The sequence below is a fragment of the Microbacterium sp. LWO14-1.2 genome, from assembly GCF_038397715.1.
Taxonomy (GTDB): Bacteria; Actinomycetota; Actinomycetes; order Actinomycetales; family Microbacteriaceae; genus Microbacterium.
Genome location: NZ_CP151633.1, coordinates 2,465,346 through 2,485,357, shown reverse-complemented (window position 1 = coordinate 2,485,357; position 20,012 = coordinate 2,465,346). Strand labels below are relative to the sequence as shown.

Here is a 20,012-nt window from a genome sequence, read left to right as displayed (position 1 = left end):
CGAGAACGGCGCAGCCGAGCGAGACGAAACGGTCCCTGCCCGGGTCAGGCGTCGAGGGCCTTGAGGATCTCCTCGGGCGAGGCCTGCATCGGGTGCGGTCCGGCGATGTCGAGGAACACCGTCGTGATCGGGTGCGCGGAGAGGAACTTCCGCAGCCAGTCGGCGCCGTAGATCCCCACGCCGGGCGGCAGGTTGGCCGGCTTGTTCTTCGCGTCGCTGAACAGCAGCAGCGCGAGGTCGCCGCTGTTCGGGTCGCGGTAGGTCCATACCTCGCCGCTGTCGAGCGGGTTGTCGCGGGCTCCGGGCGAGATGAGCGGCACGACGGTGGTGCCGTGCCGCAGGGCGAGGGCGACGGCCGCGACGTCCTGCTTCTCGAGCGCCTGGGCGAGAGCATCCGACCGGAAATCCTCGGGGGCGGGCTTGTTCTTGCCGTTCTTCGCCTTCTTCGCTGCCATGCCTCCAGCATATTCAGCGGACTCCAGGACGAGCCTCCGACGAGTCGGGCCCGGAGACAGAATGGGGCCCTCTCGAGTCCTCCATTGGGGACTGGGGTACTCGAGAGGGCCCAGGCTCTCTGGCGGCAGTGTCGAAGCGCTGGGGACGCTGTGAGTCGACGCCACTGGGGATGGCATAGCGCCGCAAAGATCTGGAGAGCCGTGTCAATGGTATCCCAAAGAGGGCTCGCAGTCACCATCGAAGCTGAATCCGGGTCGGTATTCACGCGCCGGACACGCACCGGAAAACTGCACCGGTATTCAACGATTGGGCTTGCGCCGAGGTCAGTACAGGAGGATCTGCTTGGTCGCCGCGGCGGCGAACCCGCCGATCTCCACGGCCACGTGGTAAGACGATCCGCCGCCGGGGGCGCGCGGACGGTTCTCCTGCGCGCAGGTCTCGACACTCGACCGCGTGCGGTCCCACACGACGGGGACCTTGCTCGTGACCGTCGCGCCGGCCGCGAGCGTGGCGATCATGCTGCTCGGGTTCTCCTGGCAGTCGGTCGACCGCCACCACACGTCGGCGCCGCTCGACACGGTGAACACCTGGGTGCTGGATCCGACGTCGATCGTGCAGTCGGTGGGGCCGTTGTTGGTGAGCGAGATCGACAGGTTCGGCAGCTGACCGGCCGCGTAGGTGTCGGCATCCGTCACAGCCGAGACCACGACGTCCTTCGCCTCGCACGCGACGACCCCGGGTGTCTCCTCCGCCACCGGCTCCTCGGAGGGGTCCGCGGAGGGAGTGTCGGTGGGTGCGGCATCGGTCGTCGGAGACGGCGACGCCGACGGGCTCGGCACGGGTGCGGTCTCGGCCGCGCTGGCCCAGGGCCGCGACACGAGCAGCCAGACCGAGATGCCGAGCACGGCGAGGAACAGGATCAGTCCGACGACGGCCACCAGCCGCCGACGGCGGTAGACGGCGGCGGACTGACGAGGCATGACTCCAGGTTAAGCGATCGAGCTGTCGATCTCCCGGAGCGTCAGCCCGGTATTCCGATGCGGCGCTCCCCCGACCGCAGCTGCTGGATCACGACGGCGATCACGAGCAGGGCGCCCTGCGCGACGTTCTGCCAGAACGAATTCACCCCGAGGATGGTCATGCCGTTGGTCAGCACGCCCAGCAGGATGACGGCGAGGATCGTCCCCGAGATGGTGCCCTTGCCGCCCTTGAGCGCTGCCCCGCCGAGCGCGGCGGCCGTGATGGCCTGCAGCTCCAGCCCCTCCGACCCGGAGATCGGCTGACCCGATCCGGTGCGGGCGGTGATGAGGATGCCGGCGATCGCCGCCACGGCACCGGTCACCATGTAGACGCCGATGATGTACCGGTTGATGTCGATGCCCGCGAGGCGGGAGGCGATGTTGTTGCCGCCGACCGCGTAGATGTTGCGGCCGACCGAGGTGTATCGCAGCACGATGTGGGCGAGCAGCGCGACGAGCAGCAGCACGAGGATGAGGGTCGGGATGCCGCCGATCGCGCCTCGTGCGAGGAAGACGAAGAACGGGTCGGCGCCGGTGTACCCCTGCGCGCGTCCGTCGGAGATGAGCTGCGCGATGCCCTTGAACGCCGCGAGGGTCGCGAGCGTCGCGATCACGGGGTTGACCCGTCCGAACACGATGATGCAGCCGTTCACGAGGCCGCACAGCACGCCGATCCCGATCGCGCCGGCCACCCCGAGCACGGGGCCGGCGGCGGTGAAGATCATGGCCGATGTCACCGAGGTGAGGCCGGCGATGGACCCGACCGAGATGTCGAGCGCCCCCAGGATGATGACGATGGTCTGCACCACCGCCAGCAGACCCATGATCGCGATCGCGGTGCCGATGACCTTGAGGTTCGCGACGCTGAAGAACAGCGGGTTCTGCAGTCCGATGACGGCGACGACCAGCACGATCGCGAGGATGAGCGACACGTTCTGCACGCCCACCCCGCCGAGGATCCGGTGCACCAGGGAGGGGCGCTCCGCGTCGGGTCTCTCGACCGTGGCCGCCGCGGCCGCACCGGTCTTCACGACCTCCGGGTTGTCGATCCTGTCGCTCATGCGGCGACCTCCTCGTCCATCGCGAGCGCGAGAATGCTCTCTTCGGTTGCCTGGGCGCGCGGGAGCTCTCCCGTGATGCGGCCGTGGGCCATGACATAGATGCGGTCCGAGACGCCGAGCACCTCGGGGAGTTCGCTGGAGACGACGATCACCGCGACGCCCTCGTGCGCGAGACGGTCGATGATCGCGTAGATCTCGGCCTTGGCACCGACGTCGATACCGCGCGTGGGCTCGTCGAGCAGCAGCATCCGCGGTGCCGTGGCGAGCCATCTGGCGAGCACCACCTTCTGCTGGTTGCCGCCCGAGAGGCGTCCGACGAGCTGCTCCGTGCCGGGGGTGCGGATGCGGAGCGAGTCGACGTAGCCCTGCGCGAGCGCGGTCTCGGCGGAGTCCATGACGAAGATCCAGCGGGAGAGCGATCGGAGCACGGCGAGGGCGGCGTTGTCTCGCACGCTGCGTTCGAGCAGCAGCGCCTCGGCCTTGCGCTCCTCGGGGGCGAATCCGATGCCGGCGCGGATGCTGTCGCGCGGGCTCCGGAACCGCTTGGCCTTCCCGTCGACGCGGATCGTGCCGCCGTCGACGGGCAGATCGCCCGCGATGGTCTTCATGAGCTCGCTGCGTCCGGCACCGACGAGACCGGCGATGCCGACGACCTCTCCGACCCTCACCTGCAGCGAGATGTCCTGCACGAACTCGTTCGACACGTTGTCGAGCTCGAGCACGACCTCGCCGAGAGCGGCGGGCTCGCGGTGGAAGAACTGGGTCAGGTCGCGGCCGACCATCATGCGCACGAGCTCGTCGTGGTCGGTCTCGTCGACGGTCTTCGTGCCGACGTACGCACCGTCGCGGAGCACGGTGATGCGGTCGGCGAGCTGGAAGATCTCGCCCATGCGGTGCGAGACGTAGCCGATCGCGACGCCTTCCTCCTGCAGTTGGCGGATGAGCGCGAAGAGCAGCGTCACCTCCTCATCGCCGAGCGACGAGGTCGGCTCGTCGAAGCAGATGACCTTCGGTCGGGCGATCACGGCGCGCATGATCTCGACGATCTGGCGCTGTGCGGGAGAGAGGTCGGCGCCGAGCGTGCGGGCGTCGATGACGCGGTCGAACCCCCATCGGCGGAGTTCCTCGGTGGCGGTGCGTTCGAGGTGGCTGCGGCGGAACCCGCCGGCGCCGAGCGCCCCGATGTAGATGTTCTCGGCGACGGAGACCCAGGGGACGATCTCGGGCTCCTGGGCGATGACGCGCAGCCCGGCGTCCCGGGCGTCGGCGGGGCCGGAGAACGTCACGGCCTCTCCGCCGATCGACAGCTCGCCGCCGTCGGGCTGGTAGTCGCCGCCGAGGATCTTGAGGAGCGTCGACTTGCCCGCCCCGTTCTCGCCCATGAGCGCCGTGACCTCGCCGGCCCGGAGCTCCAGCTCGACGCCGCGCAGGGCGCGCACGGGGCCGAACGACTTGGTGATCGCCTGCGCGCGCAGCGCGACGGCCTGATCGGTCATGGTGTCCTCTCGTGATCGGATGCCGGGAACGCGGGGCGGCCGTGCTCACGGCCGCCCCGCGGGTGGGGCGTCAGGTGCAGACGACGCCCTTCTCCTCCCAGTTGGAGGCATCGACGATCTCGGTGTTCGCGACGGTCTTCGGTGGCAGCTCGGTGCCGTTGCGCAGCAGGTCGACCATGGAGGTGACGGCGGCCTTGCCGACCTCGACGCCCGAGATGAAGAGCGCCGACTTGTTGCCCGTCTCCTGTCCGGCGTTCCAGTCCTTGCAGGTCAGGTATGCGCCGAGTCCGACCCCGACGATGTCGGCGGGGGCGACGCCGGCGTTCTGCAGGGCCGTCACGACGCCGGTCTCGTTCTCGTCGTTGCAGCCCCAGACCACCCAGTGCTTCACGCCGGAGTTGGCGGTGATGACGGCACCCGCCTTGTCCTGCGCGTCGGTGGCGGAGTTGTCGGTGCCCACCTCGATGACCTCCGGTCCGTCGGAGACGGCCTTCGAGAAGGCGTCGATAGCGCCGTCGACCCGCTCGACGCAGTTCGGCTGGTCCTGCTTGTAGGCGGAGAGGATGCGGGTGTCGGCGGCCGTCCATCCGGCCTCCTGGTAGAGGCGAGCGGCGTCCGCGCCGACCTTCTCGCCCATCGAGGTGCCGTCGAAGCCGGTGAACGGCGCGGCGTCTCCCTTGGCGTCGACGATCGGGTCGTCGGCGGCCATGAGGGGGATGCCGGCGTCGGCGGCGAGCTGGATCACCTGGGGGCCGATCTGCGTGTCCGGCACGACGATGATGATGCCGTCGACGCCCTGGGCGATCGCGGCCTCGACCTCGGAGATGGCCTTGTTCGAGTCGGTGCTGACGTCGACGACGTTGATGGTGACGTCGCCGTCCTCCTTGGCCGCCTCCTTCGCGCCGTTCGCCTCGTCGATGAAGTACTGCTGGTCGCCCTGCTTCTGGATGAGGGCGATGGTGAGCGGGCCGTCCGACGTGCCTCCGCCGCCGGCGGCGGGCTCGGCGGTCTCCATTCCGGACGAACAGGCGGTGAGCGCTGCGAGCGCGAGGACGGCGGCGCCGCCGGCGGCGGTCCGCGCCCAGAGGCGGCTGCGGGTGGCGAACATTGAGACTCCTTCGTCTTCGTGCGTGACCGGCCAGGACGACCGGCAGGTGTGCGGAACAGATCGAACGTACATCGCGCGACCTGCGCGCGTGGAGGACGATCAAACGGATCATATGGACGTTCCTCTGACTCCACCACACCGCCGTTCACACTGACCTTCTCGTACCGTGATCGTCCAGGGGCATTAGCCTGGCAGTATCGGTCGCTGCGGCGACCCGTGTCACCGCCGACCCTCAGGACAGCTCATGGACGAGACGCCTATCATCCCTCCCCCGCATTACCGGATGGAGGGGTTCGAGCATCAGCGTCTGTGCGTGCTGCCGAGACCCCTCGTCGACAGCGCGCTGAACACGGCGGGCACGCGCCGCCTGCTCGTCACGGATGCCGGGTACTTCCCGCGCGCCCGCGGTCACCGACGGGTGCGGCCGCGGGGTGCCGCCGAGACCGTCGTGCTGCTGTGCGTGGCCGGGCGCGGCACCGTGACCATCGCGGGCGAGTCGCATGCGCTCACCCCGTCGACGTCGATCGCGATCTCGGCCGGCACTCCGCACTCGTACGAGGCGTCGGACGACGACCCGTGGAGCATCTGGTGGCTGCACGTGCGAGGGACGGATGCCGCGGAGCTCGCCGCGCAGACCCTCGGCCGACAGAGCCCCACCACGCGGCTGCGCTCGATCGACCGGGTCGTCGCCCTGTTCGACGAGCTCGTCACGGTGCTCGAGAGGCGCCTGTCCCCTCCGCAGCTGCTCGTCGCCTCGGGCATCGCCTGGAGCCTGCTCACCCGCATCGCGGCCGACAGCATCCTGCCCGGCGAGGGGTCCGCGCTGGAGCGGGCGATGCGGTACCTCGAGTCGCGCATCGACGGCAACATCCAGGTCGCGGAGCTCGCGGCACTCGTCGGCATGTCGCCGTCGCATCTGAGCGCGCTGTTCCGTCAGGCCACGGGGAGCGGTCCGGCGGCGTTCCACACGTCGCTGCGCATGACCCATGCGCGCAATCTGCTCGACACGACCTCGCTGTCGGTGCGCGAGATCGCGACCGCGGTCGGCTACACGGATCCGCTGTACTTCTCGCGCCACTTCCGTCGGCTGCACGGAGTGAACCCGACGAGCTACCGCGCTCAGCACAAGGGCTGAGCTCAAGGGCAGCAGGCGGATGCCGCGTCACCGCCCGACGCTGCGGATCACCCACCCCGCGCCCGTCGATCCGCCGGGCGGCACGACGAGGAGGTCCTGGCCGGAGCGGAACGCGTCGGGCGGGCAGGTCGTGGGTTCGACCGCGAGGCCGGCCCGGTGGTCGGCTCCGACGCCGTGGTCGGCCGTGTAGACCTGCACCCACGGGCACCGCGCGTCCCACTCGACCTCGGCGCCGCGTCCGTCGTCGTCGGTGAGGCGCGCGCGAGCGCGTCCGTCGCGGAGGGCCAGACCGGTGAACGCGTTGTTCACGACCGCGTCGCCGATGCGACGAGGACGGCGGAAGTCGCGGTCTCCCGCGTCGTCCCCGAGCGCGACGAGGCGGTCGGGCAGCATCCGGTCCTCGGTCACGAGCAGCACTCGCGCGGCATCCAGCTCGAAGGTCAGCGCGTCGATGGAGCGCGCCCCCGCAGTCCCCGCGGTGAGGTACGGATGCCCGCCGAGCCCGACCGGCACCGCGGTGCCGCTCTCGTTCGTCGCCGTGACCTCCTGCGCGAGACCGTCCGGCCCGAGCCGGAACTCCACGTCGATCCGCACTCGCCACGGATACCCGGGCTGCGGAGCGACGACCGCCGAGAGCACAGCGCGGTCGACGGCCGAGTCGACCACCGCGAAGTCGGTCCACGCGACGAGGCCGTGCGCAGCGGTTCGCGTCTCCGGCTCGTTCTGCACGAGCCTGTGCACGTCGCCCTCGAACGCGTACTCGCCGTCGGCGATCCGGTTCGGCCACGGCGCGAGCAGCGCACCGCGCATCGCCGGGCGCACCTCCCCCGCCGCGAACGGCACGATCAGGTCGACGCCGTCGTACTGCAGCACGCGCACCGTCGCCCCGACGCCGGCGATCGAGGCGCGGTAGCGGCCCGACCGCAGCTCGACCTGGACGCCCGAGAGCGGCGTGCTCACGACTCGTCCTCGCCCTCCTGCGTGAACAGCAGCAGTTCGGGCAGGCTCGTGGCGAAGTAGTCGGTCACGCCGTCGTCGCGCTTCGCGACCGGCGGCACGTAGGCCGCGCGAGCCTCGCCGAGCGACGCCGGCGGGTCGGTGCGCGGCATCCCGAGCGCGTCGAGCGTGAGATCCCAGGTCGCGATCGCCTGTCCCTCCCCGCCCTCCCACGGTCGGAAAGGACGGGTGAGCAGGATGCGGTGGGCGCGCGCTGCATCGCCTTCGGCCACCAGCAGCCTCGCGTACTCGATCGTGAAGTCGTCGCGCGTGAGCACGAGCTCCTCCACCGGACGCAGCGCGGCGAGGCGCCGCGACGCGTCGTGACCGAGGCGCGCCGCGAGCTGGTCCTGCTCGTACCGGATCCGCGCGTCGTGCGGCGCGAGCTCGACCGCCTCGGCGTACAGCGCCCACGCCCGGTCGGCGTCGTGCTCGACGTTGTAGGCGGCGAGCCCCGCGTTGCGCAGCAGCACGGCATCCCGGTGTCCGCTGTCGATCGCCCTGTTCCACGCCGCGGCCGCGTCGCGTCGGCGGCCGTGCGCATAAAGCAGCATGCCGAGGAGCGAGAGGGCGACGCCGTCGGACGGGTCGGCCGCGATCGCGCGCTCGAGGGCCTGCAGCGCGTCGAGGCCGAACGGGAAGGCCCAGCGCTGATCCGCCGCGCGGGCCCTGGCCCGGTGACGCGCGGCCCCGGCCCGGTCGCCGCGGTCGTCGAGGATCGCCGCCGCGACGTAGTCGGCCACGGGGCGGACGTTGCCCGACCGACGCACGGGAGCTGCGACGGCCGCATCCAGCAAACGCAGCGCATCATCGCCGGCACCGGCGAGCGCCAGGTCGAGGGCGACGTCGAGCAGCAGTCCGGCGTCGTCGTCGAGGTCGCGCCCGGCGAGCACGCGCAGAGTCGCGTCGAGCGGATCGACGGCCAGCGCCCGCCGCGCGATCGCGCCTGCCTCGGCGGCATCGCCGTGCGCGCGCACGGCCAGCACCCGGAGCGCGGTGCGGCGGGTGTCGTGACCGACCGTGGCGTCGAGCTGGTCGAGCACCCGCAGGGCGGCGCGCACGCGCCCCGTGCGCAGCAGCGACCGCACGAGCTCGACGCCGGCGGCGGCTGCCCAGGATCCGTCCCAGCCGGCCTTGCCGAACATCCGCTGGGCCTCGTCCTCGCGCCCGAGCCGGGCCAGGGCGAGCCCGGCGAGGTAGTAGGCCTCGGTGTCGGTCGGGTTCGCATTGCGACGCGTCAGCCGGGCGATCGCGGCACGCGCGTGCTCCAGCGCGCCCTCGAACCGCCCTGCCCTGAACGCGCGGTCGGCGAGGGCGAGATGCGTGCGGGCGTCACCGGGGTCGATCCGCAGCGCGGCCCGCCAGTACGGCAGCGGCGAGCGGGTGGGGTGACGGTTCTGGGCGAGGTGCAGCCCTGTGAGGTACAGCTCCTCGACACTGTCGATGTCGTCGGGGCCGGGCGGCTCCTCGGCCACCCACGGTTCCTCGTCCGGGGCGTCCGACGGCTCCCAGCGCACGAGCAGCCGGCCGTCGGCGTCGAGGAGCTCGACCGACAGATCGGGCGTGGGCGCGGCATCCGAGTCCAGCGTCTGCGGCTCGCCGGGCACGAGATCGGCCGTGCGCTCGGCGATGACGCGCTCCCCGTCTCGGATGCGGAGCACTGCACCGACGCGCGGGCTCGTCACGGCGAACCGCGCGGACACCGTGCTCTCCCGCGCGACGTGCACGGCGGCATCGGGAGTCGCCTGGTGCGCGGCGCCGATCGCGGGAATCGGATACCAGTACTGCGAGAACACCTTCGTCTCGCCGGGCAGCAGCCAGGCGAAGTCCGGCTGGTTGTCGGTGTAGACGCCGGCCATGAGCTCGACGTACGGACCGTCGGCATCCGTCAGCTGGGCGTCCCAGGCGTGGCCGAACGGCGCATCGCCCCACGTCCACTGCTTCTTGCCCGGGGCGTGACGGCGTTCCGCCCAGTGCACGAAACCGGCGCCCGCAACGTGGTCGTAGCCGCCGAAGAAGTCCTGCTGCGAATCCACGATCATGTACGACGTCGGCACGGGGATGTTCCGGTAGAAGTCGATGCGATCGGCGCCCTCGTGCTCGGCGGCGAGCGCCGGGTAGTCGACGCCGTAGTACGGGCGGTCGGCGCGCGGGAACGCGGTGAGCGCACGCCGCGCATGGTCGGCGACGTACCGCACGTCCTCCGGGAAGAACGACTGGTAGTCGTCGTGCACGCGGGCCGCGACGTTCGCCCACCAGAGGAACGACTGCCGTTCGCTCGTGCGGTTGTGCAGGCGGACGACGAGCTCGACCACCGCGCTCCCCGGACGCAGGCGGATGCCGTGCTGCGCCGACATGCGGGTGAAGGGGTCGTGGTCGTGGCACCAGACGGTGACGGATCCGTCGTCGGCGCTCTCGATGGACGTCTCGACGGGCAGGTAGGTGCCCGGCCTGTGGTGCTGGGGCCAGTTGAACTCCACGCCGCCGCTGATCCACGGGCCGGCGAGGCCGACGAGCGCGGGTTTGATGACGTTGTTGCGGTAGAAGAAGTCGTAGCCGGTGGTCTTGTCGACGCCGATGTGGATGCGCCCGCCGAGCTCGGGCAGCACGACGAGGCGCAGGTACTCGTTCTCGAGGTGGATCGCCTGCCACGCGCGCATGACCGGCTCGTCGGCGATGTGCTCGGTGAACGGGATCGGATAGACCTTGCCGCTCGACCCCTGGTACACCCGCTGGTCGAGGTAGAGGGGATGGATGCTGGGCTCACCCGCCTCGTAGGTGCGGATCTGCAGCGGCTCGCTCCACGCCACCGCGGCGCCGCGATCGAGAGCCTGACGCACGGTGCCCGTCGCTTCGGGCAGGACGATCCTGTGATCGATCGGCGCCTCCGTCGTGGGCGGGTCCATGGTCGATCCGACGTCGGGGCGGCGGTCGTTCATCTGAGGGTCCTCCGTGCAGCAGCGTGCCGCCGACATCGCTCCATCGACGACAGGACGCATGGTCCTGCCACGAAGCTAGCCGCGCCGCGAGCGCGTCCCCATGGTGCGAACGGGGAAGAACATGGACGATCCGATGGATCGCCCCGCCTCAGAGGTGACGCGTTCCGTCTCGCCGCCCCTCAGGGGACCAACGTCAGAAGATCACTTCCTGCACTTCACGATCGAGGGGATCATCGACGGAATGTCGAGCTGTAGGCACCTTCCGTCGCCGACGGCGTTCGATGCGGTCGTGGCGATGATGCCGACCGCCGCCGCAGAGGCGGCGTACACCGCGGCCACGATGGCCGGAGCCGCAGGACCGGCCGCCGCGGCGATGGCCGCCCCCAAGCCGACAACGCCCGCAATGATCACTCCCTGATCGCGCATCCCCCGGGTCTCAGCCTTTGAATACGTCAGGCGAATGAAATAACCCATCCACTTCACTTCGGGATCCGCCACCACCGGAAATGCCGTCACCGCGTCGAAGTCGATCGACTGCGTCAGGGTTGAGCCATTCAGATGGTATGAGGTCGGAATCGACACGCCGTTCGCATCCACTGCCCAGGCTGGCTCGATCTGGGCAATGACCATCTCGACTTCTACATCGTCCGTCTGAGCCTCTTCCGGCCCGGGCGCAACGAGATTGATACCTCCGTCCGCCCGAGGCTCCGCGGCTACGCCGGGAGGGACCTCGATCGCAAAGTCGTAGGACGACGGCGCCTCCTCATCTGGAATTACGACGACTGCCCGCGCAGAGATCGCGCCGCCGCTATCGGACTCTGCGCGGGGCTGGGTATATTGCGTCGTCACCAAGGGTTCATCTCCCAGCGTCTGCGAGGTATCATCCGTGAATTCTGCGTTACTGGGCATACCTATCGACATGGCGTTTCCATCAGCATCCTCGAATTCGATGCTCTCAGCATTCGCGTCTCGCGATACCGACACGCTGAGGTCGGGAACCAGCGCGTGACTCTCGAGCACGCGGTCCGCACCGGGTGCTCCCGCGAGCAATTGCTCGATACTCGGCTCAGCGGTGCTCTCATCCACGACGGCCGTGAGCGAACCAGTCAACGACAAGGTGACTACCGCAGCGATGGAAATGGCTGCGCGGAGTTTGGGGGCCATCTTTTCTCCTCGATTGCGTACGATGATGCCGTGGAGATAATGTGGATGACCCTCATCATTCTCGCCAGCTTCGGCGTTATTTCTCTTGCAGTGCGACGCAAGAGATGACGCCGGCCCTCGGTACCGAGGGATGAAGTCAAGGTACGCGTCAGGAGCGAGGTCGAATAGCCCCGACCGTGCGGATTGCAAATCGGGTTCCGGAATATGGGAATTTTGATCTCACTGCGATTCCCGTAAAGATCGGCGGCGGCACTGGCTTGCGCCTTGGATCAAGTCGCATGGCGATCCTCGGAGGCGGCAATCGCCCTGCGCGATCCGATGGATCGCCCCGCCTCAGAGGTGAGGCTAGAGCCGCTTGAGCATCCGCGTGTTGCCGAGCGTGTTCGGCTTCACGTGCGCGAGATCGAGGAACTCCTCGACACCCGCGTCACCGCTCCGCAGCAGCTGGGAGTAGACGTCGGAGTCGACGACCTGCTCTCCGATCGGGGTGTAGCCACGGCGCCCGAAGAAGTCCACCTCGAACGTGAGGCAGAACAGGCGACTGAGTCCGAGCTCCCGAGCCTGCTCTTCGAGACGGTCGACGATCGCGCGACCGACTCCGTGGTGCAGCCAGTCGGCGCGCACCATGAGGGTGCGCACCTCGCCCAGGTCCTCCCAGAACACGTGCAGCGCGCCGCAGGCGATGAGCTCGCCGTCGGCCTCGGCGACGACGAACTCCTGCACGGCGCCGTAGAGCACCGCGAGGTCCTTGCCGAGCAGGATCCGCTGCTCGACCATCGGCTGCAGGAGGTCGCGGATGCCGAGGATGTCGGCGCTGCGCGCCGGCCGGACGATGTACTCACTCACCCGTCCAGCCTAGAACCGAAGGTCCGCCGCCCGCCGGGAAAACCCCGGGTACGCACGAGGGGCGGATGCCGCAGCATCCGCCCCTCGTGTGTGGGTGATCAGTCGTTGCCGGTGATCGCGAGGTCCGGCGTCGCCGAGATCTCGCCGCCGGTGTTCACGCCGACCGCGACCTTCTCGCCGCGCGGGCCGTGCTCGAACAGGAACTCGCCGTCCTTCGCATCGACCTTGACGTGGTCGCCGGGGTTGAGCTCGCCGTGCAGGATCTTCTCCGACAGACGGTCCTCGACCTCGTGCTGCATCGCGCGACGCAGCGGACGGGCGCCGAGAGCCGGGTCGAACCCGATCTCGATGAGGCGCTCCTTGGCGGCCAGCGAGAGCTCGATCGTCATGTCGCGGTCCAGCAGACGCTCGCCGAGGCGCTTGGTGAACAGATCGACGATCTGCACGAGCTCCTCCTTGTTCAGCTGCGGGAACACGATGATGTCGTCGACACGGTTCAGGAACTCGGGCTTGAAGTTGCGCTTCAGCTCCTCGTTGACCTTGCCCTTCATCCGCTCGTAGGTCGTGGCGTTGCTGCCCTCGATCTGGAAGCCCACAGGGCCACCGGCGATGTCACGAGCACCGAGGTTGGTGGTCATGATGATGACGGTGTTCTTGAAGTCGATCACGCGACCCTGACCGTCGGTCAGACGACCCTCTTCCAGGATCTGCAGGAGCGAGTTGAAGATGTCCGGGTGCGCCTTCTCGATCTCATCGAAGAGCACGACGCTGAACGGCTTGCGGCGCACCTTCTCCGTGAGCTGACCGCCCTCTTCGAAGCCGACGAACCCGGGAGGGGCACCGAACAGACGGGAGACCGTGTGCTTCTCACCGAACTCGCTCATGTCGAGCGAGATGAGTGCGGCCTCGTCGTCGAACAGGAACTCCGCGAGCGCCTTGGCGAGCTCGGTCTTTCCGACACCGGTCGGGCCGGCGAAGATGAACGAGCCGGAGGGGCGCTTCGGGTCCTTGAGTCCGGCGCGCTGACGACGGATGGTCTTGGAGAGAGCCGCGATGGCCTCCTCCTGACCGATGACGCGCTGGTGCAGCGCCTTCTCCATGAAGACGAGCCTGGAGGACTCCTCCTCGGTCAGCTTGAACACGGGGATGCCGGTGGCCTGGGCGAGCACCTCGGCGATCAGGCCCTCGTCGACGACCGCCTGGGTCGCGACGTCACCCGAACGCCACTGCTTCTCGAGGCGCAGGCGCTCGGCGAGGAGGCTCTTCTCCTCGTCGCGCAGCGATGCGGCCTTCTCGAAGTCCTGCTCCTCGGAGGCGATCTCCTTCTGCTCGCGGACCTTGGCGATCTTCTCGTCGAATTCGCGCAGCTCGGGCGGGCTCGACAGGATCGACAGGCGCAGGCGGGCGCCGGCCTCGTCGATCAGGTCGATGGCCTTGTCGGGCAGGAAGCGGTCAGACACGTAGCGGTCGGCGAGGTTCGCCGCCGCGACGATAGCGCCGTCGGTGATCTGCACCTTGTGGTGCGCCTCGTAGCGGTCGCGCAGCCCCTTCAGGATGTTGATCGCGTGAGGCAGGCTCGGCTCATTCACCTGGATGGGCTGGAAGCGGCGCTCGAGCGCGGCATCCTTCTCGAAGTGCTTGCGGTACTCGTCGAGCGTGGTGGCGCCGATGGTCTGCAGTTCGCCGCGCGCGAGGAGCGGCTTGAGGATGCTGGCCGCGTCGATCGCGCCCTCGGCGGCACCCGCACCCACGAGGGTGTGGATCTCGTCGATGAAGACGATGATGTCGCCGCGCGTGCGGATCTCCTTGGTGACCTTCTTCAGGCGCTCCTCGAAGTCACCGCGGTAACGGGACCCGGCGATGAGCGAGCCGAGGTCGAGCGAGTAGAGCTGCTTGTCCTTCAGCGTCTCGGGGACATCGCCCTTGACGATCGCCTGGGCGAGGCCCTCGACGACGGCGGTCTTGCCGACGCCGGGCTCGCCGATCAGCACGGGGTTGTTCTTGGAGCGGCGGGAGAGGATCTGCATGACCCGCTCGATCTCCTTCTCGCGCCCGATGACCGGGTCGAGCTTGTTGTCGCGGGCGGCCTGGGTGAGGTTGCGACCGAACTGGTCGAGCACCTGCGACCCGCCCTGCGCACCCGAGGGGGTGTCGTTGGACTGAGCGCCGACGGATGCCGGCTCGCGGCCGGGCGCACCCGACAGGAGCTGGATGACCTGCTGGCGCACCTTGTTGAGGTCCGCGCCGAGCTTGACGAGCACCTGTGCGGCGACGCCCTCGCCCTCGCGGATGAGACCGAGCAGGATGTGCTCGGTGCCGATGTAGTTGTGGCCGAGCTGAAGCGCCTCACGGAGGCTGAGCTCGAGCACCTTCTTGGCGCGCGGCGTGAACGGGATGTGGCCGGTCGGCTGCTGCTGACCCTGGCCGATGATGTCCTGAACCTGCTCGCGGACGGCGTCAAGGGAGATGCCGAGACTCTCGAGCGCCTTGGCGGCGACGCCCTCGCCCTCGTGGATGAGACCGAGCAGGATGTGCTCGGTGCCGATGTAGTTGTGGTTGAGCATCTTCGCCTCTTCTTGGGCGAGGACGACCACACGACGGGCTCGGTCGGTGAATCTCTCGAACATGCTGTGACTCCTTATTCGCACTGGGGCGAAGCGAGGATCCCTCGACGGTCTCCGCGCCTGTACATCGAGAGTAACCACCGCGCGCAGGCAGTATGCCCGTGTTCGCCGTCGGCATATCGCCGGGTCGCCGGATGACGAGCGGATGCCGGAGCCACTGTTGACGCGCATATCGAAAGTCGATATGTTAACGATTGTCGGTAACAACGATAGTCGATAAGGAGCGGACCATGTCCTCCACGAAGAACGACCGCGCGCTGAGTCGCGGCGACGTCGCATCCCTCGTCGGATTCTGCGTCGCCGGCGCCGTCATCGCGATCTACTTCACCGTGTTCTCGATCATCCGGATCGTCGAGCTGGCCCGCGGGACGGACGTCCCGGTGCCGGTCGAATTCCGCGGCGACAGCGTCGACCTCCCCCTGTCGACCGGCGGAACCATCGCGGTCGGCCTCGACAGCGGCACGATCATCGCACCGCAGCTCCCCCTCGTCGCCGTCGTGCCAGGCATCATCGCGCAGGTCGTGCAGATCATCGCCGTGGTCGTCGTGATCGCATGCCTGATCCTGCTCGCCCGCAGCACCATCGGCGGGAGGATCTTCGGCCGGGGGCGCACGGCGCTCGTCGCGACCGCCGGCATCACCGGGCTCCTCGGCTTCTCGGGGGTGCGCTTCTTCGACAACATGCTCGCGAACGCCACCGTGGCGCGCCTCACCGACAACGGCATCGACAACGCCGTCCTCACGGTCGAGCCGTTCACGTTCATCCTCGCCGCGTTCGTCGTGGCACTCATCACCACGGTCTTCTCCATCGGCGACCGCCTGCAGAAGGACACGGAGGGACTCGTCTGATGTTCACCTTCACTTCGGAGACCGTCTGGCCGGCGCTCGCCAACATCGCGATCGCTCTCGCGGTCTTCGCCGTCGTGATCCTGCTCGTGGTGTGGATCGGGCGCCGCCGGGGCAGCACGACCATCGCACTCGACGCCACGCTCGTCCTGACCAGCGTGTGGGCGCTCGGATCCGTCGTGGGGGCGGTCGTGTACGTCGTGAAGGCCTTCACCGTCGACTGGGCCGAACTCGACGGCGCGACCACCGTGTACCTGGACTGGCCCGACGGCATCCCCTGCTCGGTGTACGGCGATGCCGCGACGACCATGCTCACGTGCGGTTCGGAGTCGCTGACCTCGTTCGTCGTGGGCCACGCCTCGCTCGGACTGCGCCTGCTCGCCGCCACCTCGCACGTCACGGGCCTCGTCTTCGAGACGACGCCGGTCGTCGTGCTGGCCGTCATCTGCTTCAACACACTGCGCGGACGTGCATTCACTCGGACCCTCACACGTGCCCTCGTCGGCGGAGCCATCGCGATGCTCGTCTTCGGCATCGCATCCGACCTGCTCAGCGGCATCGCCGCCACGGCGGGATTGCGCGAGGCGCTCCCCACCGACAGCGAGTGGTACCCGTGGGGATATCAGGTCACCGTGACGCCCCTGCCGTTCTACGGAGCGCTCCTCCTCGCCGCTCTCGCCGGCGTCTTCCGGCAGGGGATGAAGGTGCAGCAGGAACGCGATGCGCTGCGGCGCGAGAACGAGACGCTCGCCGACGACACCCGGGGCCTCGTATGAGCCCGGCCGAGAACGACGACGAGCTCACCGGCATCCACTGCCGTCTCGACGAGCTGCTGGCCGAGCGCGGCATGACACTGACCGAACTGAGCACACGCGTGGGCGTGAGCATCGTGAACCTGTCGGTGCTGAAGAACGACAGGGCCAGGGCGATCCGCTACTCGACGCTGCGGGCGATCTGCGACGCGCTGCAGTGCGAGGTCGGAGACCTGCTCGTGCTGGCCTGAGACTCGAGTGCTGTGCGAATGTCGATCCGAGAAGTCGGTCCAGGCAGATGTCTGCGGTAGGGCGTATGCTGGTCTGCATGCGGACCACGTTGAACCTGTCTGAGGCCCTCGCGGCGGAGGCGAAACGTCGCGCGGCGAGCGAGGGACGAACCCTCACCAGCTTGATCGAGGAGGCGCTGCGAGATCGTCTCGCGCGAAGTGAGACGCCCGCAGCAGCTCAGCCGCTTCCGACCTTCGGCGACCCGAGCACCTCGCGTTTCCTCGTCGACATCGATGACCGCGATGCCCTGTGGGAGGCGCTCGACGAGGGTCAGGGCCGGTGATCGTTCCCGACGTGAACATCCTCGTCTACGCGTTCCGCGCGGATGCGGACGAGCATCACATCTACGCGCCATGGCTCAACGAGACACTGGCGCGGGAGCCTCTCGGCGTCTCCGACACGATCCTCAGCGGATTCTTCCGGATCGTGACCCATCCGCGCATCACCACGTCACCCGCGCCCATCGCGGCGGCGATGGCATTCACCCGCAGCCTGATCGCAGGTCCCCGCACGCAGTGGCTCACTGCCGGAGCGCCGGCGTGGGAGCGGCTCGATGCGTTGACTTCGACGGATGCCGGCATCCGCGGCAACCTCGTCCCCGATGCGTACATCGCCGCGCTTTGTCTCGCGAACGGCGCCCGCCTCGCGACCCGGGATCGCGGTTTCGGGCGCTTCCCGCAGCTGAAGTGGTTCGATCCGGCGACCGTCGCCTGAGGTTCAGGCGACGGGCGGCTGCGGAGGCTGGGGCGCGGGCGGCGTGAGGGGTTCGACGACGACGGCGGTGCCGTAGGCGCAGATCTCGGTGAAGTTCGCGATCGATCCCGCGTCGAACCGCATGGCGACGATCGCGTTGCCGCCGCGCTGCTGCGCCTCGGTCCACATGCGCCCCATCACCACCTGGCGGGCCTCGTACATGACCTGTGTGTACTCGGGGATCTCGCCGCCGCCGAGGGAGCGGAACCCCGCGGCGAACCCCTGCCCGAAGTCGGTCGAGCGCACCGTGAGGCCCATGACCTCGCCGAGCACCTGGGTGATGCGGTAGCCGGGGATGTCGTTCGTCGTCACCATGAACATGACGCCATGGTGACAGAGCGCGAAGTGCGGGAACAGATCATGGCGTGGTGATTTCTCCCCATGCAACCCCCTCTATGAATTCGCTGTGCGCCAATATTCTGATGAGCATGAAGCTCAACGACCGGAACCTGCGCCCCGCCACCCGCCTCCTCATGGCCCTGCCCGTCGCGGCACTCGCCTTCTCGCTCGCCGCCTGCGGCGGCCCCTCCCGCCCGTCCGCTGACGACGTCGCCGACGGCATCCAGAAGGTCTACACCGACATGGGCATGGGCGACGCGATGACGGATGACGTCGCGCAGTGCTTCGCCGAGAAGCTCGTCGACTCCGACCTGAGCAACGAGACCCTGAACTACATCGCCAACGGCGAGGACAAGCAGTCCAGCGAGGAGGACAAGGATCTGACCACGAAGATCCTCACCGACAACATCCAGGAGTGCGCGGCCTGACCCCGCGAGTTCTCCTCGAAGGATGACGGATGCTCGGCATCCGTCATCCTTCGTCATATCGGCCCGGGGAATGTCAGCGCACTCCTAGCGTTGAGCGATATGGCGTGCATTCGCGCGCATCGTTCTGTTTCTCGCGCGCACCCCAGGCGCGCATCGATCCTGGAGTTCCCCACCCCATGAGCACCACTGCGCGCACCAAAGCGCCCGACACTCGCGGGCCGGTCCGGAAGCTGCTGACCTCGTTCGGCTTCCAGATCCTCGCCGCCCTCGTCCTCGGCATCGCCGCGGGCCTCATCGCCCGCCAGCTCGGCGCGACCGCCACCGAGCCGAACGGCCTCTCCGCCACGCTCGACACGATCGGCAGCTCGTACGTGACGCTGCTGCGCGCCGCCGTCGTGCCGCTCATCTTCACCGCGATCGTCGCCAGCATCTCGAACCTGCGTCGCGTGCAGAACGCCGCCCGCCTCGCCGGACAGACCCTGCTCTGGTTCGCGATCACCGCCTTCATCGCGGTGACCATCGGCATCGTCCTCGGCCTCGTCATCCAGCCCGGCTCGCGCGCCGGCGACGGACTCGAGCCCAGCGACCCGTACACGGTCGGCACCTGGTGGAACTTCCTGCTCGGTCTGATCCCGCAGAACTTCCTCGGGATCGGCGTGAGCACGAACCCGGGCGCCACCGACGGCACCTTCACCTCGAGCGTGAACTTCAACATCCTGCAGGTCATCGTCGTCGCCGTCGCCGTGGGCATCGCCGCGCTGAAGGCCGGTAAGAAGGCCGAGCCGTTCCTCGCGTTCACCGAGTCGCTGCTCAAGGTCATCCAGCGCGTGCTGTGGTGGATCATCCGCATCGCCCCGATCGGCACGTTCGGCCTCATCGGCGCTGCCGTCGTCAAGTACGGCTGGGAGAAGCTCGCCGCACTCGGCTGGTTCGCGATCGCCGTGTACATCGGCCTCGCGATCGTGCTGTTCGTCGTCTACCCCGTGCTCGTGAAGACGCACGGCCTGTCGATCAAGCAGTACTTCTCGGGCGTGTGGCCCGCCGTGCAGCTCGGCTTCGTCAGCCGCTCGTCGATCGGCACGCTGCCCCTCACCGAGCGCGTGACCGAGCGCAACCTCGGCGTGCCCCGCTCGTACGCGTCGTTCGCCGTGCCGTTCGGCGCGACCACGAAGATGGACGGCTGCGCCGCGATCTACCCCGCCATCGCCGCGATCTTCGTCGCCCAGTTCTTCGGCATCGAGCTGAACTTCGTGCAGTACCTGCTGATCGTGCTCGTCTCGGTCGTCGGATCCGCCGCCACGGCCGGCACCACCGGGGCGACCGTCATGCTCACGCTCACGCTGTCGACCCTGGGGCTGCCGCTCGAGGGCGTCGGCCTGCTGCTCGCGATCGACCCGATCCTCGACATGGGCCGCACCGCGGTGAACGTCGCCGGGCAGGCGCTCGTCCCGGCGATCGTCGCCAAGCGCGAGGGCATCCTGAACGAGGAGCTCTACAACGCGCCGCGCGAGGGCCTTCCCTTCGCCGACGACAGCGACGACGACGCGGACGAGGCGGATGCCGCGGCATCCACCACCGCGCCCGCCGGAGCCCGCTGACCCGCGGTCCGCTGCTCGAAGCGCCTCGCCCCTCCCGGGCGGGGCGCTTCTGCGTGCGCCCCTTGTCTCGCGCCCGCCCTGGTGCCCGGTCCCTCCCCGTCCCTCCCCGTCCCTCCCCGTCCCTGGCGCCGAAACCCATCACCCGCGTCGAAACCCACCCCG

Annotated in this window: 19 protein-coding genes; 8 read left to right on the top strand and 11 right to left on the bottom strand. The window is 68.8% G+C overall.

What is annotated here, in order from left to right; translation table 11 throughout:
* Positions 1-44: 44 nt before the first annotated feature.
* The 5 genes from MRBLWO14_RS11880 to MRBLWO14_RS11860 all read right to left on the bottom strand — a co-directional run bounded on the left by MRBLWO14_RS11880 (position 45) and on the right by MRBLWO14_RS11860 (position 5,140).
* A complete protein-coding gene (locus MRBLWO14_RS11880; protein WP_341933369.1) occupies positions 45-455 on the bottom strand; it encodes a dehydrogenase in 411 nt (136 codons plus the stop codon).
* Positions 456-779: 324 nt separating this feature from the next.
* Positions 780-1,436 carry a hypothetical protein gene (locus MRBLWO14_RS11875; RefSeq protein ID WP_341933368.1) on the bottom strand — a complete coding sequence of 219 codons (657 nt, stop codon included), beginning with the start codon at positions 1,434-1,436 and terminating at the stop codon, positions 780-782.
* A 41-nt stretch (positions 1,437-1,477) separates the two neighbouring features.
* Positions 1,478-2,536: an ABC transporter permease gene (locus tag MRBLWO14_RS11870; RefSeq protein WP_341933367.1), complete on the bottom strand. Its 1,059-nt coding sequence runs from the start codon at positions 2,534-2,536 to the stop codon at positions 1,478-1,480.
* Positions 2,533-4,032: a sugar ABC transporter ATP-binding protein gene (locus MRBLWO14_RS11865; RefSeq protein WP_341933366.1), complete on the bottom strand. Its 1,500-nt coding sequence runs from the start codon at positions 4,030-4,032 to the stop codon at positions 2,533-2,535. The genes MRBLWO14_RS11870 and MRBLWO14_RS11865 overlap by 4 nt, the downstream gene beginning before the upstream one ends.
* 70 nt (positions 4,033-4,102) lie before the next feature.
* Entirely contained in the window at positions 4,103-5,140 is a 1,038-nt protein-coding gene (locus MRBLWO14_RS11860; RefSeq protein ID WP_341933365.1) for a substrate-binding domain-containing protein, read from the bottom strand.
* Between the two features lie 244 nt (positions 5,141-5,384).
* On the opposite strand from MRBLWO14_RS11860, the gene MRBLWO14_RS11855 reads away from it, so the two are divergent.
* A complete protein-coding gene (locus MRBLWO14_RS11855; RefSeq protein ID WP_341933364.1) occupies positions 5,385-6,275 on the top strand; it encodes an AraC family transcriptional regulator in 891 nt (296 codons plus the stop codon).
* A gap of 27 nt (positions 6,276-6,302) precedes the next feature.
* On the opposite strand, the gene MRBLWO14_RS11850 is transcribed toward MRBLWO14_RS11855, so the two are convergent.
* The 5 genes from MRBLWO14_RS11850 to MRBLWO14_RS11830 form a co-directional block, all read right to left on the bottom strand.
* Positions 6,303-7,235 (bottom strand): aldose 1-epimerase family protein, encoded by a 933-nt coding sequence (locus MRBLWO14_RS11850; RefSeq protein WP_341933363.1) that lies wholly within the window; start codon positions 7,233-7,235, stop codon positions 6,303-6,305.
* Positions 7,232-10,210, bottom strand: a complete 2,979-nt coding sequence (locus MRBLWO14_RS11845; RefSeq protein WP_341933362.1) for a DUF5107 domain-containing protein — start codon at positions 10,208-10,210, stop codon at positions 7,232-7,234. Before MRBLWO14_RS11845 ends, MRBLWO14_RS11850 begins: the two co-directional genes overlap by 4 nt.
* A 201-nt stretch (positions 10,211-10,411) precedes the next feature.
* Positions 10,412-11,374 carry a hypothetical protein gene (locus MRBLWO14_RS11840; RefSeq protein WP_341933361.1) on the bottom strand — a complete coding sequence of 321 codons (963 nt, stop codon included), beginning with the start codon at positions 11,372-11,374 and terminating at the stop codon, positions 10,412-10,414.
* A 345-nt stretch (positions 11,375-11,719) separates the two neighbouring features.
* Entirely contained in the window at positions 11,720-12,220 is a 501-nt protein-coding gene (locus MRBLWO14_RS11835; protein WP_341933360.1) for an amino-acid N-acetyltransferase, read from the bottom strand.
* Between the two features lie 98 nt (positions 12,221-12,318).
* Positions 12,319-14,847: an ATP-dependent Clp protease ATP-binding subunit gene (locus MRBLWO14_RS11830; RefSeq protein WP_341933359.1), complete on the bottom strand. Its 2,529-nt coding sequence runs from the start codon at positions 14,845-14,847 to the stop codon at positions 12,319-12,321.
* A 227-nt stretch (positions 14,848-15,074) separates the two neighbouring features.
* Here MRBLWO14_RS11830 and MRBLWO14_RS11825 point away from each other — a divergent pair, with 227 nt between their 5' ends.
* From MRBLWO14_RS11825 to MRBLWO14_RS11805, 5 genes are all read left to right on the top strand, one after another.
* Positions 15,075-15,692 (top strand): hypothetical protein, encoded by a 618-nt coding sequence (locus MRBLWO14_RS11825; protein ID WP_341933358.1) that lies wholly within the window; start codon positions 15,075-15,077, stop codon positions 15,690-15,692.
* Positions 15,692-16,465, top strand: a complete 774-nt coding sequence (locus MRBLWO14_RS11820) for a hypothetical protein (RefSeq protein WP_341933357.1) — start codon at positions 15,692-15,694, stop codon at positions 16,463-16,465. Before MRBLWO14_RS11825 ends, MRBLWO14_RS11820 begins: the two co-directional genes overlap by 1 nt.
* Positions 16,462-16,692, top strand: coding sequence for a helix-turn-helix transcriptional regulator (locus MRBLWO14_RS11815; protein WP_341933356.1), 231 nt, complete (start codon positions 16,462-16,464; stop codon positions 16,690-16,692). The genes MRBLWO14_RS11820 and MRBLWO14_RS11815 overlap by 4 nt, the downstream gene beginning before the upstream one ends.
* A 77-nt stretch (positions 16,693-16,769) precedes the next feature.
* Positions 16,770-17,015: a type II toxin-antitoxin system VapB family antitoxin gene (locus MRBLWO14_RS11810; protein WP_341933355.1), complete on the top strand. Its 246-nt coding sequence runs from the start codon at positions 16,770-16,772 to the stop codon at positions 17,013-17,015.
* Entirely contained in the window at positions 17,012-17,446 is a 435-nt protein-coding gene (locus tag MRBLWO14_RS11805) for a TA system VapC family ribonuclease toxin (protein WP_341933354.1), read from the top strand. Before MRBLWO14_RS11810 ends, MRBLWO14_RS11805 begins: the two co-directional genes overlap by 4 nt.
* A 3-nt stretch (positions 17,447-17,449) precedes the next feature.
* Here MRBLWO14_RS11805 and MRBLWO14_RS11800 read toward each other — a convergent pair whose 3' ends face one another.
* Positions 17,450-17,806, bottom strand: a complete 357-nt coding sequence (locus tag MRBLWO14_RS11800) for a YbjQ family protein (protein ID WP_341933353.1) — start codon at positions 17,804-17,806, stop codon at positions 17,450-17,452.
* Positions 17,807-17,907: 101 nt separating this feature from the next.
* Between MRBLWO14_RS11800 and MRBLWO14_RS11795 the strand changes: the two genes are divergently transcribed.
* Positions 17,908-18,252, top strand: a complete 345-nt coding sequence (locus MRBLWO14_RS11795) for a hypothetical protein (RefSeq protein ID WP_341933352.1) — start codon at positions 17,908-17,910, stop codon at positions 18,250-18,252.
* 176 nt (positions 18,253-18,428) lie between these two features.
* The gene (locus MRBLWO14_RS11790) at positions 18,429-19,850 is read left to right on the top strand and encodes a dicarboxylate/amino acid:cation symporter (protein WP_341933351.1); all 1,422 of its coding nucleotides are present in this window, start codon (positions 18,429-18,431) and stop codon (positions 19,848-19,850) included.
* Positions 19,851-20,012 lie beyond the last annotated feature (162 nt).

Bases quoted from the DNA above. Each gene is read 5' to 3' on its own strand.
- MRBLWO14_RS11860 (WP_341933365.1), bottom strand. From the start codon at position 5,140: ATGTTCGCCACCCGCAGCCGCCTCTGGGCGCGGACCGCCGCCGGCGGC.
- MRBLWO14_RS11875 (WP_341933368.1), bottom strand. From the start codon at position 1,436: ATGCCTCGTCAGTCCGCCGCCGTCTACCGCCGTCGGCGGCTGGTGGCC.
- MRBLWO14_RS11880 (WP_341933369.1), bottom strand. From the start codon at position 455: ATGGCAGCGAAGAAGGCGAAGAACGGCAAGAACAAGCCCGCCCCCGAG.
- MRBLWO14_RS11830 (WP_341933359.1), bottom strand. From the start codon at position 14,847: ATGTTCGAGAGATTCACCGACCGAGCCCGTCGTGTGGTCGTCCTCGCC.
- MRBLWO14_RS11795 (WP_341933352.1), top strand. From the start codon at position 17,908: ATGAGCATGAAGCTCAACGACCGGAACCTGCGCCCCGCCACCCGCCTC.
- MRBLWO14_RS11815 (WP_341933356.1), top strand. From the start codon at position 16,462: ATGAGCCCGGCCGAGAACGACGACGAGCTCACCGGCATCCACTGCCGT.
- MRBLWO14_RS11820 (WP_341933357.1), top strand. From the start codon at position 15,692: ATGTTCACCTTCACTTCGGAGACCGTCTGGCCGGCGCTCGCCAACATC.
- MRBLWO14_RS11865 (WP_341933366.1), bottom strand. From the start codon at position 4,032: ATGACCGATCAGGCCGTCGCGCTGCGCGCGCAGGCGATCACCAAGTCG.
- MRBLWO14_RS11825 (WP_341933358.1), top strand. From the start codon at position 15,075: ATGTCCTCCACGAAGAACGACCGCGCGCTGAGTCGCGGCGACGTCGCA.
- MRBLWO14_RS11840 (WP_341933361.1), bottom strand. From the start codon at position 11,374: ATGGCCCCCAAACTCCGCGCAGCCATTTCCATCGCTGCGGTAGTCACC.
- MRBLWO14_RS11790 (WP_341933351.1), top strand. From the start codon at position 18,429: ATGAGCACCACTGCGCGCACCAAAGCGCCCGACACTCGCGGGCCGGTC.
- MRBLWO14_RS11855 (WP_341933364.1), top strand. From the start codon at position 5,385: ATGGACGAGACGCCTATCATCCCTCCCCCGCATTACCGGATGGAGGGG.
- MRBLWO14_RS11845 (WP_341933362.1), bottom strand. From the start codon at position 10,210: ATGAACGACCGCCGCCCCGACGTCGGATCGACCATGGACCCGCCCACG.
- MRBLWO14_RS11810 (WP_341933355.1), top strand. From the start codon at position 16,770: ATGCGGACCACGTTGAACCTGTCTGAGGCCCTCGCGGCGGAGGCGAAA.
- MRBLWO14_RS11800 (WP_341933353.1), bottom strand. From the start codon at position 17,806: ATGTTCATGGTGACGACGAACGACATCCCCGGCTACCGCATCACCCAG.
- MRBLWO14_RS11870 (WP_341933367.1), bottom strand. From the start codon at position 2,536: ATGAGCGACAGGATCGACAACCCGGAGGTCGTGAAGACCGGTGCGGCC.